Source organism: Sphingobium sp. MP9-4, from assembly GCF_005281675.1.
Taxonomy (GTDB): domain Bacteria; phylum Pseudomonadota; class Alphaproteobacteria; order Sphingomonadales; family Sphingomonadaceae; genus Sphingobium; species Sphingobium yanoikuyae.
Window position 1 is genome coordinate 113,810 of record NZ_LUFI01000038.1, and the last position, 14,958, is coordinate 128,767.

At 64.3% G+C, this 14,958-nt stretch carries 11 protein-coding genes; 5 read left to right on the top strand and 6 right to left on the bottom strand.

Translation table 11 applies throughout. The features are described from left to right. Nucleotides 1–13 precede the first annotated feature (13 nt). Nucleotides 14–2,164, bottom strand: a complete 2,151-nt coding sequence (locus tag A0U87_RS13160) for a TonB-dependent siderophore receptor (RefSeq protein ID WP_137405612.1) — start codon at nt 2,162–2,164, stop codon at nt 14–16. A gap of 646 nt (nt 2,165–2,810) precedes the next feature. On the opposite strand from A0U87_RS13160, the gene A0U87_RS13165 reads away from it, so the two are divergent. Further along, a complete protein-coding gene (locus tag A0U87_RS13165; RefSeq protein ID WP_026109112.1) occupies nt 2,811–3,686 on the top strand; it encodes an OmpA family protein in 876 nt (291 codons plus the stop codon). 199 nt (nt 3,687–3,885) lie between these two features. Then, nucleotides 3,886–5,754: an ABC-F family ATP-binding cassette domain-containing protein gene (locus A0U87_RS13170; protein ID WP_026109113.1), complete on the top strand. Its 1,869-nt coding sequence runs from the start codon at nt 3,886–3,888 to the stop codon at nt 5,752–5,754. Nucleotides 5,755–5,826: 72 nt separating this feature from the next. On the opposite strand, the gene A0U87_RS13175 is transcribed toward A0U87_RS13170, so the two are convergent. From A0U87_RS13175 to A0U87_RS13190, 4 genes are all read right to left on the bottom strand, one after another. Then, nucleotides 5,827–6,921 carry an AI-2E family transporter gene (locus A0U87_RS13175; protein ID WP_048936390.1) on the bottom strand — a complete coding sequence of 365 codons (1,095 nt, stop codon included), beginning with the start codon at nt 6,919–6,921 and terminating at the stop codon, nt 5,827–5,829. A 49-nt stretch (nt 6,922–6,970) separates the two neighbouring features. Then, the gene (locus A0U87_RS13180; protein WP_137405613.1) at nt 6,971–8,215 is read right to left on the bottom strand and encodes a YceI family protein; all 1,245 of its coding nucleotides are present in this window, start codon (nt 8,213–8,215) and stop codon (nt 6,971–6,973) included. Between the two features lie 103 nt (nt 8,216–8,318). Next, complete coding sequence (locus A0U87_RS13185; protein WP_048936392.1) at nt 8,319–9,659, bottom strand: ectonucleotide pyrophosphatase/phosphodiesterase; 1,341 nt, start codon at nt 9,657–9,659, stop codon at nt 8,319–8,321. Between the two features lies 1 nt (nt 9,660). Next, nucleotides 9,661–11,931 carry a TonB-dependent receptor gene (locus A0U87_RS13190; RefSeq protein ID WP_048936393.1) on the bottom strand — a complete coding sequence of 757 codons (2,271 nt, stop codon included), beginning with the start codon at nt 11,929–11,931 and terminating at the stop codon, nt 9,661–9,663. A 219-nt stretch (nt 11,932–12,150) separates the two neighbouring features. Between A0U87_RS13190 and A0U87_RS13195 the strand changes: the two genes are divergently transcribed. Next, nucleotides 12,151–12,591 (top strand): thioesterase family protein, encoded by a 441-nt coding sequence (locus A0U87_RS13195; RefSeq protein WP_004210293.1) that lies wholly within the window; start codon nt 12,151–12,153, stop codon nt 12,589–12,591. Nucleotides 12,592–12,605: 14 nt separating this feature from the next. On the opposite strand, the gene A0U87_RS13200 is transcribed toward A0U87_RS13195, so the two are convergent. Further along, a complete protein-coding gene (locus A0U87_RS13200) occupies nt 12,606–12,992 on the bottom strand; it encodes a DUF983 domain-containing protein (RefSeq protein WP_037515965.1) in 387 nt (128 codons plus the stop codon). A gap of 93 nt (nt 12,993–13,085) precedes the next feature. On the opposite strand from A0U87_RS13200, the gene pabB reads away from it, so the two are divergent. Both pabB and A0U87_RS13210 read left to right on the top strand, forming a co-directional pair. Beyond that, nucleotides 13,086–14,264, top strand: coding sequence for an aminodeoxychorismate synthase component I (gene pabB, locus A0U87_RS13205; RefSeq protein ID WP_137405614.1), 1,179 nt, complete (start codon nt 13,086–13,088; stop codon nt 14,262–14,264). Nucleotides 14,265–14,296: 32 nt separating this feature from the next. Continuing rightward, nucleotides 14,297–14,920 carry an aminotransferase class IV gene (locus tag A0U87_RS13210; RefSeq protein ID WP_004210299.1) on the top strand — a complete coding sequence of 208 codons (624 nt, stop codon included), beginning with the start codon at nt 14,297–14,299 and terminating at the stop codon, nt 14,918–14,920. Nucleotides 14,921–14,958: the final 38 nt, after the last annotated feature.

The window sequence follows — 14,958 nt, forward strand, 5'->3', positions numbered from 1 at the left end:
CGCCCTTCTTTTATCAGAACTTGTAGTTCGCGCTGATCGTGAAATTGCGCGGGGCGCCGTAGCGATATTGGCTGAACGAACCGGCCTGGCTGTAATATTTCTTGTCGAACAGATTTTCGACATTGGCCTGGAGCTGCAGCTGCTCGGTCACGGCATAGCGCGCCATCAGGCTGACCAGCGTATAGCCGTCCTGCTGGAAGCGGAAGGGCACGGCCGGCGTGGTGCCGGGGATGGTGCCGTCCGAATAGGCCTTGCTGCGATAATTGACGCCGCCACCGATGGTCAGGCCGGTCAGCACGCCGGGCAGGTCATAGGTGGTGAAGATCTTGAGCAGCTTGCGCGGCTGGGCGGTGTTCACGTCATTGCCGTCCGGATCCTCGATCTTGAACTGGCTGTAGCTGGCATTGACGTTCCAGCCCGGCAGCGGCTGGCCGGTGGCTTCCAGTTCGAAGCCCTTGCTGGTGACGCCCTCGACCGCGCGATAGGGCTGGAAGGTCTGGCCGTTCAGGATGATTTCCGGCCCGTCCATCTCGCCGACATTATCCTGCTCGATGCGGAACAGCGCGATCGAGGTCTGCAGCGCGTCGCCGAAGAAGCTGCTCTTGAGGCCGATTTCATAGGCCGCGCCGTTCAGCGGATCGAGCAGGCGCTGTTCGCGGTCATACAGGTTCTGCGGCTGGAAGATCTTGGTATAGCTGGCATAGACGCGATGGTTCGCCGTGATGTCATACAATGCGCCGACATAGGGGATGAACACATTGTCGTCGCCATAGTCGCTCGGCCCGCTCCAGGCGAAGCCGCGCTGGTTCCAGCTGGCGATGCGGCCGCCCAGGATGACTTTGAACGGATCGGCCACGTTCAGGCGGAACGCGCCATAATAGCCGGTCTGCTCGATCCGTTCCTGTTCGTTGCGCACCGCGTCGGTGCCCCAGACCGGCTCGGGATAGGGCACGCCTTCCTGGCCGATCACCGGCACGTCCGTCAGCCAGGGCGAGGGCGCCACATAATTGTCGGTGTGCCGCTTCAGCACGCTGTGCAGCGCGCCCAGCACGACCTCATGATCGCGGCCGAACAGCGCCACCTGGCCCTTCAACTGGGCGTCGATGCTGTTCTGGATGCTTTCGCCCTTGGACTTGTAGGGGTTGGTCCCGTCCATCGTGCCGGTCGCCTTGTCGACGCCGCCATAGAGATACAGGAGCTGCGTATCGCCGGTGGTCTTTAGCCGGTTGTAATTGGCGGTCAGGTTCCAGCGATCGCCAAATTCCTGGCGCACCGTGGCATAGATATTCTGGTTGGTGGTGTTCCAGTAGGTCCAGTCCGCCGCCGTGGTCTGCGACCGGGGCAGGTCGGTCAGCGTGCCGTCGGTGTAGAAGGTGGGCAGCGCGCCCCAGGTTGCGCCCTTGGGCTTGCTGTCCTGGTGGCTCATGCCGACGCGGACCAGCGTGCTATCGGTGACGTCAGCTTCGACCACGCCATAGAGGACCCACTTCTTGCGGTCCTGAATGTCGATGAAATAGTCGCCCTTTTCATAGCGACCGACCAGCCGGGCGCGGATGCGGCCATCAGCGGTCAGCGCGCCGCCAATGTCGGCCGACAGGCGCCAGGTGTTCCAGCTGCCGATGCTGGCATTGACATAGCCGGTCAGGTCGGTGGCGTCGGCATGCTTGCGCACCAGGTTGACCGATGCGGACGGATCGCCCGCGCCCGACAGCAGGCCGGTCGCGCCGCGCACGACCTCGATCCGTTCATAGATGGAGACGTCGATGCTGGTCTCGCCATTGCCACCGGCCAGCGTCCAGGCCGCGGGCACGCCGTCGACCTGGGTGTTGCGGATCTCGAAGCCGCGCGCGAAGAAGCTGTTGCGCACATCGTCGACTTCGTCGGCGGATACGCCCACCGCATTGGTGATGACATCCTTCACGCTGATCAGATTCTGGTCGAGGATGCGCTGCGCGGTCATGATGCTGACCGACTGCGGCGTTTCCTGCACCGTCAGGCCCAGGCCGGTCGCGGTGTCGATCTTGTCGGGCAGGGTATAGGTGCCGGTGACGACGATCTGGTCGTCGCGATTCTCATCGGCCGGTGCGGCGCTGGTCTGGGCGGCGGCGGGAAGGGCGACGACGCATAGTGCGACGCCGGCAAGCCAGTGATATTTGGACAGCATGAAGACCCCTGTTTTCTGGTAGGAAATTGGGCGTCGTCCTAAGCGGTATTGCGAGGTGATCGCAACAATAATGCGAATGCGTCGCAATGCTATTTTGCGCAAAATATGCGAATATTTCCCTCTGTGACCATATTGCCACAACCAGTGCCGTTGACTGGCGGGTGATGCGCGTTGCGGCTGCGGCCGGTCAAGGCGTCCCTCGGCCTGCTCCGCACGCCGGATCGTCAAATAATGTTTCAAGTCAATGTTATTAAAGCGCAAAAATAGAAATTCGGAATTTGTTCCACGCGGACGCTGATTTTTGTTTCACAACAACAGGGTCCTTCATGGCGAAGTATGGTGGCAATCTATAGCTGTTATGACTCAAGTGGATCGCGTTAACACTTTCCGTCTCCACCTTCGTTTCGTCGCATCATCCGCTCATCTGGCCTGCGCAACACGGCCGGAACACGGGCTGTTCATGCAGCAGAAAGCCGGACACGAACAGGCAATGTGTCTGGCGCATCCCACGGCGCCAAGACGTCAAAATTTATGAAGGTCAGAAGAAGGGGGTTCTGACGGCCGGAAACGCCACCAGGCGGCCGCCGTCGGACGACAAGCTGCAATGCTGCAGGCCCGACCGATCGAGAAGTGAAGGAGCAGCGTGATGCCTATCATGTCCAAAAACCAAAAATATCTTGTGATGCTTGCCCTGCTGGCCGGGGCCGCCCCGGCCGCCGTCGTGGCGCAGGACCAGGCCCAGGACGCGCCGCCGGCCGATGTGTCGGCCAGCGTCGCCATGCCGGCCGCCGAACTGACGGAGGGGCCCGAGATCAAGGGCATCATCTCCGCGCGCAGCGGCGACCGGATGCAGGTGACCGCCGCCGACGGCAGCAAGAGCGTCATCACCATCAATGACGATACCAAGATCAGCGCCAGCAAGGGGCTGTTCGGCCTTGGCCGCGACCATCTGGCCGCGACGTCGCTGCTGAACGGTCTGCCGGTGACAGTGAAGACCCTGCAGGCCGGCGAAGGGCTGCTTGCCAGCAAGATCGCCCTGCAGAACAAGGATCTCAAGACCGCGTCGATGATCAACAACGGCACGGCCCAGCGGTTCGATGAACAGACCGCCGCGACCGAGGCGCTGCGTGGCCGCATGGGCGAGATCGACCAGTATAATGTGAAGGGTACGACCAACGTCAATTTCGACACCGGTAAGGCGGTGCTGTCGGATCAGGCGAAGAATGACCTCTGCGCCGCGGCGACCTCGGCCAATGGCATGAGCAACGCGCTGCTGCTGGTCGTGGGTTATACCGACTCCACCGGTGGCGAGGAGCTGAATCAGGAACTCAGTGAAAAGCGTGCCTCGCGCGTGGTCAATTATCTGCAGCAGGCGTGCGGCTGGAAGCCCTATCGCATGCTGACCCCGACCGGCATGGCCGAGGCCGATCCGGTGGCCAGCAACGACACGATCGAGGGCAAGGCGCAGAATCGCCGCGTCGCGGTCAATATCCTTGTCAGCAAGGCCGTCGACGGCCTCTGACACCTGCGGGGTGGGCCCTTGCCCACCCCCATTTTTTGCGTGTCGACCGCACGACTTCGCAAAAATCTCCTATTGCGAAGTCGTGACTGCGGACCGGCAGCGGCGCAAATGCGTCCTCTGCGACACTATATATTTTGCAGCTTTCGCAAGCGTGCCAAGCCGCTTCACCCCCCGCCGCAGCTCTGCTACAGGCGCGGCCATGCTTAACTTGAACGGTATCACCGTGCGCCTGGGCGGCCGCACCATCCTCGACCGCGCCGGCGCCGCGCTGCCGCCGCGCAGCCGCGTCGGCCTCATCGGCCGCAATGGCGCGGGCAAGTCGACCCTGATGAAGGTGATGATCGGCCAACTCGACCCCGACGAGGGCAGTTGCGACATGCCGCGCGACACCCGCCTTGGTTATATCGCGCAGGAAGCCCCCTCGGGCACCGCCACCCCATTCGACACCGTGCTCGCCGCCGACAAGGAACGCGCCGAATTGATGGCGGAGGCGGAGCATACCGAAGATCCCGACCGCCTCGGCCATATCTATGAGCGGCTAACCACGATCGATGCCTACACCGCGCCCGCGCGCGCCGCCCGCATCCTCGTCGGCCTGGGCTTTGACGAGGAAATGCAGGGCCGTCCGCTTGACAGCTATTCGGGCGGCTGGAAGATGCGCGTGGCCTTGGCGGCGTTGCTCTTCTCCAACCCGGACCTGCTGCTGCTCGACGAACCGTCGAACCATCTCGATCTCGAAGCGACCTTGTGGCTGGAGAATTTCCTCAAGGCCTATCGCGGCACCGTGGTCATCATCAGCCATGAGCGCGACCTGCTCAACAATGTGGTCGACTATATCCTGCATCTCGAAGGCGGGAAGGTGACCCTCTATCCCGGCGGTTATGACGCGTTCGAGCGCCAGCGCGCCGAGCGCCTGGCCCAGCAGGAGGCGGCACGCGCCAAGCAGCAGGCCGAGCGCGAGAAATTGCAGGATTATGTCGCCCGCAACTCCGCCCGCGCCTCGACCGCCAAGCAGGCCCAGTCGCGCGCCAAGGCGCTGGCCAAGATGCAGCCCATTGCCGCTGCGATCGAAGACCCCAGCCTGCATTTCGGTTTCCCCAGCCCCGCCGAACTGCGCCCGCCGCTCATCACCATGGACATGGCCTCGGTCGGCTATGACGACACGCCGATCCTGCGCCGCGTCAATCTGCGCATCGATCCCGACGATCGTCTGGCGCTGCTCGGCCGCAACGGTAATGGCAAGACCACGCTGGCCCGCCTGATCGCCGCGCAGCTGGCGCCGATGGAAGGCGCCATCAACAGTTCGGCCAAGATGAATGTCGGCTATTTCACCCAATATCAGGTGGAGGAACTGGACGTCACCGACACGCCGCTGGAGCATATGACCCGCGTCATGAAGGGCGCGACGCCCGGCGCGGTGCGTGCCCAGCTTGGCCGCTTCGGCTTTTCCGGCGAGCGCGCGACGCAGAAGGTCGGCTCCATGTCGGGCGGCGAGCGTGCGCGGCTGGCGCTGGCGCTCATCACCCGCGATGCGCCGCATCTGCTGATCCTCGACGAACCGACCAACCATCTGGACGTCGACAGCCGCGAGGCGCTGGTGCAGGCGCTCAACGAATATTCGGGCGCCGTCGTCATCGTCTCGCACGACCGCCACATGATCGAACTGGTCGCCGACCGGCTGGTGCTGGTCGACAATGGCACCGCCCAACCGTTCGACGGATCGCTCGACGATTATACCGACATCATCCTGCGCAAGGCGGACGGCAACCCGTCGGGCGGCGACGCGCCCAAGGTCGATCGCAAGGCGGACAAGAAGGCCGCTGCCGAATGGCGCGAGAAGCAGAAGACGCTCAAGAATGCCGTCAACAAGGCCGAGCGCGAAATGTCCACGCTGATCGCCGAGCGCAAGCGGATCGACGCCGTGCTGTCCGATCCCAAGAGCGCGACCGGGGCCGAGGCGAAGATGACCACCAGCGAACTGATGGTGAAGCGCGCCGCAGTCGAGAAGAAGCTCGAAGCGGCCGAGGAAGTCTGGATGGAAGCCGGCGCGGCGCTGGAAGCCGGCTGATTCTCCGGCTTTAGACCCTGATTCACGCCATCGGTGAAAGCGCGGAGCGCGTTCACCTCAGACGATCAGGGTCTAGAATGTCAGCGGTGGCGCGCCCGCTTCGTTGGAGCGGGTGCGGATCACGATCTGCCAGGTGGCGATGAACAGGGCGGCGATCACCGGCCCGATGACGATGCCGTTGAAGCCGAACAATTGCAGCCCGCCGAGCGTGGTGATCAGCACCACATAGTCGGGGATGCGGGTGTCGCGGCCGACCAGGATCGGGCGCAGCAGATTGTCGACCATGCCGATCACGAACATGCCACAGAAGATCAGGATCAGCCCCTTCCAGATCGCGCCGGTCGCCAACAGATAGATCGCCACCGGCGCCCAGATGAGGCCAGTGCCGACGGCCGGCAGCAGCGAGAAGAAGCCCATCATCACGCCCCACAGCAGCGCGCCGGAAATGCCCAGTGCGCCGAACACCAGCCCGCCGATCAGCCCCTGCAGGATGGCGACGACGATGCTGCCCTTGATGGTGGCGCGGATGACGATGACGAATTGCCGCATCAGCGCGCGGCGATGCAGCACCCGCAGCGGCGCGGCCCGGTCCAGCTTGCGCGTCAGGTCGAGCCCGTCGCGCAGCAGGAAGAAGGTGAGATAGAGCATCACCGTCAGCGCGATGATGAAGCTGAAGGCGCCCTGGCCGATCAGGAAGGCCTGGGCCGCGACGGTGCGGAAACTGGCGGTCAGGCCATCGGTCAGCAGCCGCTGGACCGCCGCGAAATTGGATATGCCCAGCCGCCGCAGGCCGATCGATGCCCAGTCGGGCAACGCCGCCTGGAACTGCGCGAACATGTGGGGAATGTTGATCTTCCCCACATTGATCTGGGCGTAGAGCGCGGTCGCTTCCTGCACCAGCGCGATCGACAGGATGATGGCCGGCACGATGACGATCGCGATGATCAGCAGCAGCGTCAGCAGCGCGGCACTGTTGCGATGGCCGGGGATCAGCTTGAGCAGCCCCTGGTTCACCGGAATGAACAGGATGGCGACGATCACGCCCCAGAGGATCGCCCCGAAAAAGGGCTCGACCACCAGTGCGAAGGCGATGGAAACCAGCACCACCAGGGCGACGAACACCCCATCCTCAATCTGCGTTCGGCGATGCCGGCTCTGTCGTTCCATGTCCGCTTCTTGGCAGAAACCGTTACGTTAATCCATGCATCGCATGGTCTTATTGCGCCTTGGCGTCAAAGTTGAAGGTCACCATCACTTTGGGATCAAGGCCGGTGCTGCTGTCGCCATTGCCCACGCCAAAGGGCAGGCGGGCGACGCTGGCCGATCCGCTGACCTTGCGGCTTGTGCCGCTGCCCGACAGGTTGAAGCGGATCGCCTGCGGCTTGGCCACGCCCTTCAGCGTCAGCGTGCCATTGGCGCGATAGGCGTCGGCGCCGGTCTTTTCCGCACCCTTGGCGACGAAGGTTGCGGTCGGGTGGGCGGCGCTGCCGAAAAATTCGTCGCCCGGCAGCATGCTATCCTTATAGGCGTCGCCGACGCTGGCCGATGCCATGTCGATCGTCACCTTGATGTCGGCGCTTTCGGGATGGTCGGGGTCCATCACGATCTTCGCGGTCCATTTGGAGAAGCTGCCGCTGATCGTCTCGCCGCTGTTGCCGACCGAAAAGCCGATCTTGCCGCCGGGTTGTACGGCCCAGGCCGGCGGCGGGCCGGCGGGTTCCTCGGCAACAGCCGCGGTCTCGTTCGCAGCCGGGGCGGCGGCATTGTCGCTCGCATTGCCGGCGGCTTCGACGGCATTGTCTTCGGCAGGCACGTCTTCCGCTTCGACCGCATTGGTGGCGGGGGCCGCGGGCGCTTCAGGCGCGGCGCCCGGCAGGATCGCCCGGCCTAGCAGGAATCCGACGAGGATCAGCGCGGGCAATCCCAGCAGCAAGGCGGTCGAACGGCCCGGCACCATCCGCCAGATCAGCCCGTCGCGCATCAGCACATGATGGCGCAGCGCGCCCGCGACATGCAGCGCGACCAGCGCGATGCCGATCCAGGCGAGCAGGCTGTGGCCGCCTTCGGCTAGGCCATGGCTTGCCATCGGCAGCGGCAGATGGGGCAGGGGAATGACGCCGAAGAACAGCGTCGGCACCTTGACCTTGGCGGTCGATACCAGCGCCCATCCGGTCAGCGGCGCGCCCAGCATGAAGGCATAGAGGCCGACATGGACGCCGGAGGCCAGCGCGCCCTGCCAGCCGCCCTCCAGCTTGGCCGGGCGCGGCTTCCACCAGCGCACGCCGATGCGCAGCAGCGTCAGCAGCAGCACGGTGATGCCGATCGACTTGTGCAACTGGAACAGCGCAAAGCCGCGCGCGCCCAGACTGCCCAGCGCCAAGCCGACGGCGATCTGGAAGGCGAGCAGGGCGGCGATCGCCCAGTGCAAGATGATGGCGGCCAGGCTGTAACGCTGCGGCATATGGACTACCCCGAAAATGACCCTGTTGGATTGGGCGCAAAATTATGTCGCGGGGGTAATGAAGTCCATCGTCGCAGCAGGAAACGATCCGTTGCCGGGTGAATCAGCGCAGGTCGATCGCCGCCGCCTCCGCGCCGGCCAGCTTGGCGCCCAACGCCTTGGCCAGGGTGGGCGCGATCGCGCGCATGTCGATCAGGCCCAGATCCTTGCCCGGCTTCACCCCCGGTCCCATCGCCATGAAGGTGGCGCGCAAATTGGCCGGGCCGGGGAAATAGCCGTGCATGCCCTTGACCGGTGTCGGCGCGACCAGCGGCACATTGGCGCCGCGGAAGATGTCGGTGACGAAGCCGGGCTTGAGGTTGATCGTGAAGGCAGCCTGCGGATTGCCGCCGAGCTTTGTCATTTCCGCCCGGTCGACGATGCGGTCGATGCCGTTGGCGGGGTTGGCGGCCAGCCTGTCGAGCAGGCCCTTCACCTTGTCGGCCAGCATCTGGTCGTCCGGGCGGGCCAGCATGATCGCGGCCGATCCGCCGCCGATCCACGGCATGGCCTGCCACGACGCGACCTTGCCGTCGGCGCTGAGGGTGATCAGGCCTGCATCGATGAAGGGGCGGAACAGGTTGAGGCCGCTATGAGTCGCCTCGAACCCATGGTCGCTGACCAGCGCGATCAGCGCGTCGGGATGGGCCTTGCGCTCGGCGGCGACCAGATCGCCGACGATCGCGTCGATCTTTTCCAGCACGGCCTTGGCGGCCGGCGTGTCGGGACCGCTGCCATGCTGCTCATGGTCGAGCGCGGTGAGGTAGACGGTCAGGAAGTTGGGCTGGTGCGCGGCGATCAGGGCGGTGGCGAACCGGCCCCTGTTCTGGTCACCGGACAGGCTTTCATCGATACCCATGGCATAGGGCTGGCCGACCGCCCGTTCCAGTTCCGCCTTCAGGCCCGGCGTCGCCAGCGCATCCAGCAGTTGCGCGTCGTCGGCATGGCCGGTGCGCCAGATTTGCGGCAGGTTCCAGCTTATGCCCTTGGCGGCGACGCTGACCGGCCAGTGGATATTGCCGGTGGACAGCCCGGCTTTTGCGGCCGCATCCCACAGCATCGGCACCTTCACATCCTGCGCATACCAATACCAGCCGCCCTGGTTGATCTGCATCGGGTCGAAGCTGTTGTTGCTGACGATGCCATGCTTGCCCGGCGACACGCCGGTCATCAGCGTGGTGTGGCTGGGATAGGTCAGCGTCGGCAGCACGCCGGTGACACCCGATGCATGGGCGCCATCGGTCAGGAACCGGCGCAGATTGGGCAAGGCAAGGCCGCGCTTGTCCGCCTCCAGCACGTCGCCGGGGCGCAGCCCGTCGATCGAGATCAGCAGCACCGGCTCGGCCAGCGCCGGGAGCGGCGTGACGGCGAGCAGGGCGGAGGCAAGCAGCGCGGCCTTGTTCATCTTAGAAACCCGCCTTGAGGGTGACGAAGAATTGCTGCGGCGCGCCGATCAGCAGCGTCTGCGCGTCGCCGCTATTGCCAAAGCCGCCCGATCCGATCGTGCTGATATATTTCTTGTCGAACAGGTTGCTGGCGTTGAGCTGCACTTCGATCTGGTCGGTGATGCGATAGCCGATCGAGGCGTCCACGATCACCCGGCCATCGACCGACGCGTCGTTGGTATAGCTGTAATAGCGCTTCGACATATAGTTGGCGCCGATCCGGCCGAACAGCGGCCCCTGGTCATAATTGAGCTCGCCGCGCAGCATATGCTTGGGGCTGTCGACCACGGTCTTGCCCTTGATCGCCGCGACCAGCGTGCCGTCCGAGCTGTTGAGCACATCGTCGCGATAGGTGGCGTCGGTGTAGCTGTAGCTGGCATAGAGGCCGAAGCCCTGGCCCAGCTTCAGGTCGCCGGCCGCCTCGATACCGACGGCGCGGACATTGCCGACATTCTGCAGCGCGGAGGCGAGGCCCAGGATCGGGCTGCCGACCTGCACCGCCAGCAGGCGGTTGCGGAAATTGACCAGATAGGCGCCCAGCGTGCCGTTGAAGCGCGACGTGTTGTAGCGCAGGCCCAGTTCGTACGTGTCCGAGCTTTCCGGCTTCAGGTCGTCGCGGATCTGGTCGAAGCCGGCCTGGTTGGTGGAGAAGGGGCCGGTGGTGGTGGCGCTGGCAAAGGCCTTGGTCACCTGGGTGAAGCCGCCGAAGATTTCCGCTTCGGGGCTCAGTTCGACGGCGAAGCCGGCATGGGGCTGGAACCAGTCCTCGGCCTTGATCTTGCCCTCGGGGAAGCTGCTGGACACGACCGCCTCGGCCTCGTTGGTGACCTTGAAGCCCTTCCAGCCCAGGTTGATCGTCAGCATGCCGAGGTCGATCTTGTCGCGGACATAATATTGGATCGTGTCGGTGGTGAAATCGAACTCCCACTGGGTCGCGAACGGGTTCTTGGGATAGTCGCGGAAGGACAGGCCGGCTTCGGTGCGGCTCTTGAACGCATAGAAACGGCGGGCCTGGTTGAACTTGTTATTCTCGTACCAGGCGCCCGCTTCCAGCGTCTGGACGCCGATCGTCGCATCGACGCTGCCGAACGCGCCGATCCGGTCCATGTCATATTCGGTGGTGCGGATCGACAGCGGCGAACCACCGGTGGGGCTGGGGACGGACGGCGTCGCCCACAGGCCCATGCCGCTGTTATTGTGGTAATAGCCCTTGATCTTGAAATTGGCATGATCGCCCAGCGGCGTGCTGTAGCCGATCGCGCCCAGCCAGTCCTCGCGCAGGCCGGCGGCGTCATAATAGGCGTCCCAGACCGACGTCACATTGTCGGGATAGACGGTGCCGGCGGCGGCGTTGCTGACCGGCGCGCCGGTTTCGCCGCGATTATTGCCGATGTCGGCATAGAGGACCGCCTTGGCATAGTCGGGCGAGGTATTGTCCCATTTCCAGCCCAGGCGGTTGATCATGTCCATCGACATGTCCTGATAGTCCTGTTCGCGGCGGTCGGAATAGCTGAGCCAGCCATCCAGCTTGCCGTCGCCGACCGGGATCACGACCTTGGCATTGACCATATGCTGGTCCTGCGTGCCCTGGCCCTTCCACTTGTCGGTCGAGCCGTAAGCGTAGGAGACATAGCCGCGAATGCCGTCGGCGCTGCCCATGTTTAGCCGGGCGAAGGCGCGCCAGGTCTCGTCGCTGCCATAGGTGAGGTTGCCCTGTGCGCCCAGCGCATCGGCCGGGTCGATCGAAAAGGTCTCGATCGTGCCGCCCAGATTGCCGGTCGACTGGGTGCCGAGCGAGCCAGAGCCCTGCGACACGCGGACGGTGCCGATATTCTCGCTGCTGATGGCGCGGGTGATGTGCAGGCCGTTATGATTGCCATAGCTCATGTCGCCAAGCGGAATGCCGTCGAAGGTGAAGCCAAGCTGGTTCTGGTTGAAGCTGCGGATGCTGACGCGCTGCGACCATTCATAGCTGCCGAACGGATCGGACGACTGGAAATTGACGCTGGGCAGCTTCTCGATGGCTTTGAGCGCATTGGTGCCGGGCGTCAGGGTGACGAGGTCGCGGGTGGTGATTTCCTGGACCTGGCGGGTTTCGCCCCGGCCAAAGACGATGATGCCGGCGCTGTCCGCATCGGCCGCGGCATCGGCGGCGGGCGCCATGTCCTGGGCAAAGGCGGGTGCGGCGATGCAGGCGGTCGAAGCGAGCAGCAGGCTGAGTGCGTGGCGCATGGTGAAATCCCCCAATCGGATGTGATTGGCGGGCGCTCTAGGCTGGGCATGTTGCACTGCAATGTGACTATCGCGACGCTGCGGCGTCAGTTTCGTGACAATATCGTTATGATTTTGTCTGTGTCATAAAGGTCGCAGTCGCGGCATTTTCGCCGCGAACATTGCATCGCAAGATCGCTGGGCTAAGAGCGAAAAAAACAATTTCAAGGAAAGCAGGACATGGCCAAACCCGAATCCTGGCGGTTCAGTCCCGACGCATATCGCTTCATCACGAGCATCGATACGCGTTTCCAGGATCTCGATACCATGGGTCACATCAACAATGTGGCCATTTCCGGTATCTTCGAAACGGCCCGTATCCGCTTTCATCACCATATGGGCCGCCACCCGCAGGAACAGGGCGTGCGCTGGCTGGTGGCGAATGTGAACCTCAACTTCATCGAGGAATCGCATTTCCCCTATCCGTTCGAGGTCCATTGCGCGATCGGCCATATCGGTCGCACCAGCTGGACGATCAGCTCGGCCGGTTTCCAGAAGGGCGTATGCGTCGCCACCTGCGACACCACCGTCGTCACCCATGGGGCGGAGGGGCGTCGCTCGATCGACGACACGCTGCGCGAAGCGATGGAACTCAACTTCATCCGCAAGCCGGCAGAATAAGGCCCGGCGCGCCGTCAGGCGAAGCCGTGCATCCGGCGCGACCATTGGAAGGCCAGCACCGCCCCCTTGGCGGGCTGGATCATCGCCAGCCCCAATATCGCCGCCAGCGTCGGCCATAGCACCGCCTGCCAGCCGATCGGGATGGCCAGCGCGGCATTGACCTCGATCATCAGCGGCACCAGCAGATGGCCGAGCAGCAGGATGACGATATAGGCCGGGAAATCATCGGCCTGATGCCCGTCCCAGCGCTGGCCGCAATGGCTGCACGCGGCGACCGGTTTCAGGAAGCGCGCGAACAGCTTGCCCTCGCCACAGGCCGGGCAGCGGCTGCGCAGGCCCAGCAGCAAGGCCGGTTTGAACGGACGCGGTTCGCTGGTCGAGGCAGGGGGCTGGTCGGACATGGCTCCTGTCTAAGCCAGCTTTGCCCCGCCGGGCAATCATGCTGCTGCCTGCATCGCTCTTTCGTGCGCGCCAAAGCCTGTTAAGAGGACGCCATGCGCCTGCCTGGTCCCACCGAAGCCTTTGCCCTGTTCGACGATGCGCGCGTCCAGGGGGCAGCGCCCGCACGGCTGTATCGCGATCCGGTGTCGGTCATCGCCGCCTGGCGGATGGAGGAGGTACAGCCCGCGCTCGACGGCATCGCCGAAGCACGCGAGGCCGGCCTGCATGCCGCCGGCTATATCAGCTATGAAGCCGGGCTGGCGCTGGAGGAGCGGCTGGCGCCGATCGCGCACCGCCCGCCCAAGGGCGGGCCGCAGGCCATGCCCTTGCTCTGGTTCGGCCTGTTCGAGGGCTGTCGCTTCATCCCGGCCGATGGCGTCGCGGACCTGCTGCCCGATCCTGCGGCTGTCAGCGTCGATGCGCCTTGGCCCTTGGTCAGCGAAGCCGACTATCGCGCGCAGTTCGACCAGGTGCAGGAACTGATCCGTGCCGGCGACATCTATCAGGTCAACCTGACCTTCCCGTGCGAATTGCGCTTCGCCGGCGATCCGATGGCGCTCTATGCGGCGCTGCGTCCGCGCGCGCAGGCCGGCTATGGCGGCGTCATCAACATTGGCGGGCATCAGATATTGTCCTTCTCGCCCGAACTCTTCTTCACCCAGGTGCGCGGGCAACTGACTGCGCGGCCGATGAAGGGCACCGCCGTGCGCGATCATGATCCGGATCGCGATGCCGCCCTGGCGACCGAGCTGGCGCGCGATGCCAAGCAGCGCGCCGAAAATCTGATGATCGTCGACCTGTTGCGCAATGATTTGTCGCGGGTGGCGCGGGCCGGATCGGTCACGGTCCCCGACCTGTTCAAGGTCGAAACCTATCCGACCGTCCATCAGATGGTGTCCACCATTCGCGGCCGGGTGCTGCCGGGGCTGGCGCCGGTCGACGTGCTGCGGGTGCTTTTCCCCTGCGGATCGATCACCGGCGCGCCGAAGGTGCGGGCGATGGAGATCATCGATATGGTCGAGCCTTTCGCCCGCGGCGTCTACACTGGCGCCATGGGCTGGATGGATCCTGCGGGGGACGCGGCTTTCAATGTTGCCATTCGCACCATTTGCGTCGAAGAAGGAAGCGGTATCGGTCGCCTGGGCCTGGGTTCCGGCATCGTTGCGGATTCGGATGCGTCGGCCGAATGGGCGGAATGCCTGGCCAAGGGGCGCTTCCTGTCGCTGGGATGAAAGATGATTGCAGTGGGGCGTGAATAGGTTCGATGTCGGTGGCTGACGGACGATATGATCTGCTCGAGACCATGGCCTTCGATCCGCATGAAGGCGTGCGTCTGCTGGAACTGCATCTTGGCCGGCTGAAGGACAGCGCGCAGGCGCTGGGTTTCGCCTTCGACCGCCACAGCGTGCGCAACGAGCTTCAGGCCGCAACCTTCCGCCTGCGCGAACTCAGCCGCGTGCGGTTGCTGGTGTCGCGCCAGGGCTCGGTGTCGATCGAGGTGCGCGAACATCGCACCTGGCCCAAGGCGATCATGCAGGTGAAGGTCGTGCCCCGGCTCGCCGCCGCCACGGATCCCCGGCTGGAGCACAAGACCACCGACCGCTCCCTCTATCGCGACGCGCTGCAGCGCGGCGGCACCTATGAGGTGCTGATGACCGATGAGCAGGGCTATCTGACCGAAGGCTGCTTCTCCTCCATCTTCGTCGAGCGGGGCGACAAGCTGGTGACGCCGCCGGCCTCGCGCGGGCTGCTGCGCGGAATCCTGCGCCAGAGCCTGCTCGACATGGGCGAGGCGGTGGAGGGGGATCTGCGCATCCATGATCTGGAACGCGGCTTCTTCATCGGCAATGCGTCGCGCGGGATGGTCGCGGCCTCGCTGGTCCGATAGTTTTCCTAGGACGCGCACAAGCCAATAACCGGCAACTG

Coding starts and splice junctions, on each gene's coding strand:
- A0U87_RS13160 (WP_137405612.1), bottom strand. CDS start 2,164: ATGCTGTCCAAATATCACTGGCTTGCCGGCGTCGCACTATGCGTCGTC.
- A0U87_RS13165 (WP_026109112.1), top strand. CDS start 2,811: ATGCCTATCATGTCCAAAAACCAAAAATATCTTGTGATGCTTGCCCTG.
- A0U87_RS13170 (WP_026109113.1), top strand. CDS start 3,886: ATGCTTAACTTGAACGGTATCACCGTGCGCCTGGGCGGCCGCACCATC.
- A0U87_RS13175 (WP_048936390.1), bottom strand. CDS start 6,921: ATGGAACGACAGAGCCGGCATCGCCGAACGCAGATTGAGGATGGGGTG.
- A0U87_RS13180 (WP_137405613.1), bottom strand. CDS start 8,215: ATGCCGCAGCGTTACAGCCTGGCCGCCATCATCTTGCACTGGGCGATC.
- A0U87_RS13185 (WP_048936392.1), bottom strand. CDS start 9,659: ATGAACAAGGCCGCGCTGCTTGCCTCCGCCCTGCTCGCCGTCACGCCG.
- A0U87_RS13190 (WP_048936393.1), bottom strand. CDS start 11,931: ATGCGCCACGCACTCAGCCTGCTGCTCGCTTCGACCGCCTGCATCGCC.
- A0U87_RS13195 (WP_004210293.1), top strand. CDS start 12,151: ATGGCCAAACCCGAATCCTGGCGGTTCAGTCCCGACGCATATCGCTTC.
- A0U87_RS13200 (WP_037515965.1), bottom strand. CDS start 12,992: ATGTCCGACCAGCCCCCTGCCTCGACCAGCGAACCGCGTCCGTTCAAA.
- pabB (WP_137405614.1), top strand. CDS start 13,086: ATGCGCCTGCCTGGTCCCACCGAAGCCTTTGCCCTGTTCGACGATGCG.
- A0U87_RS13210 (WP_004210299.1), top strand. CDS start 14,297: ATGTCGGTGGCTGACGGACGATATGATCTGCTCGAGACCATGGCCTTC.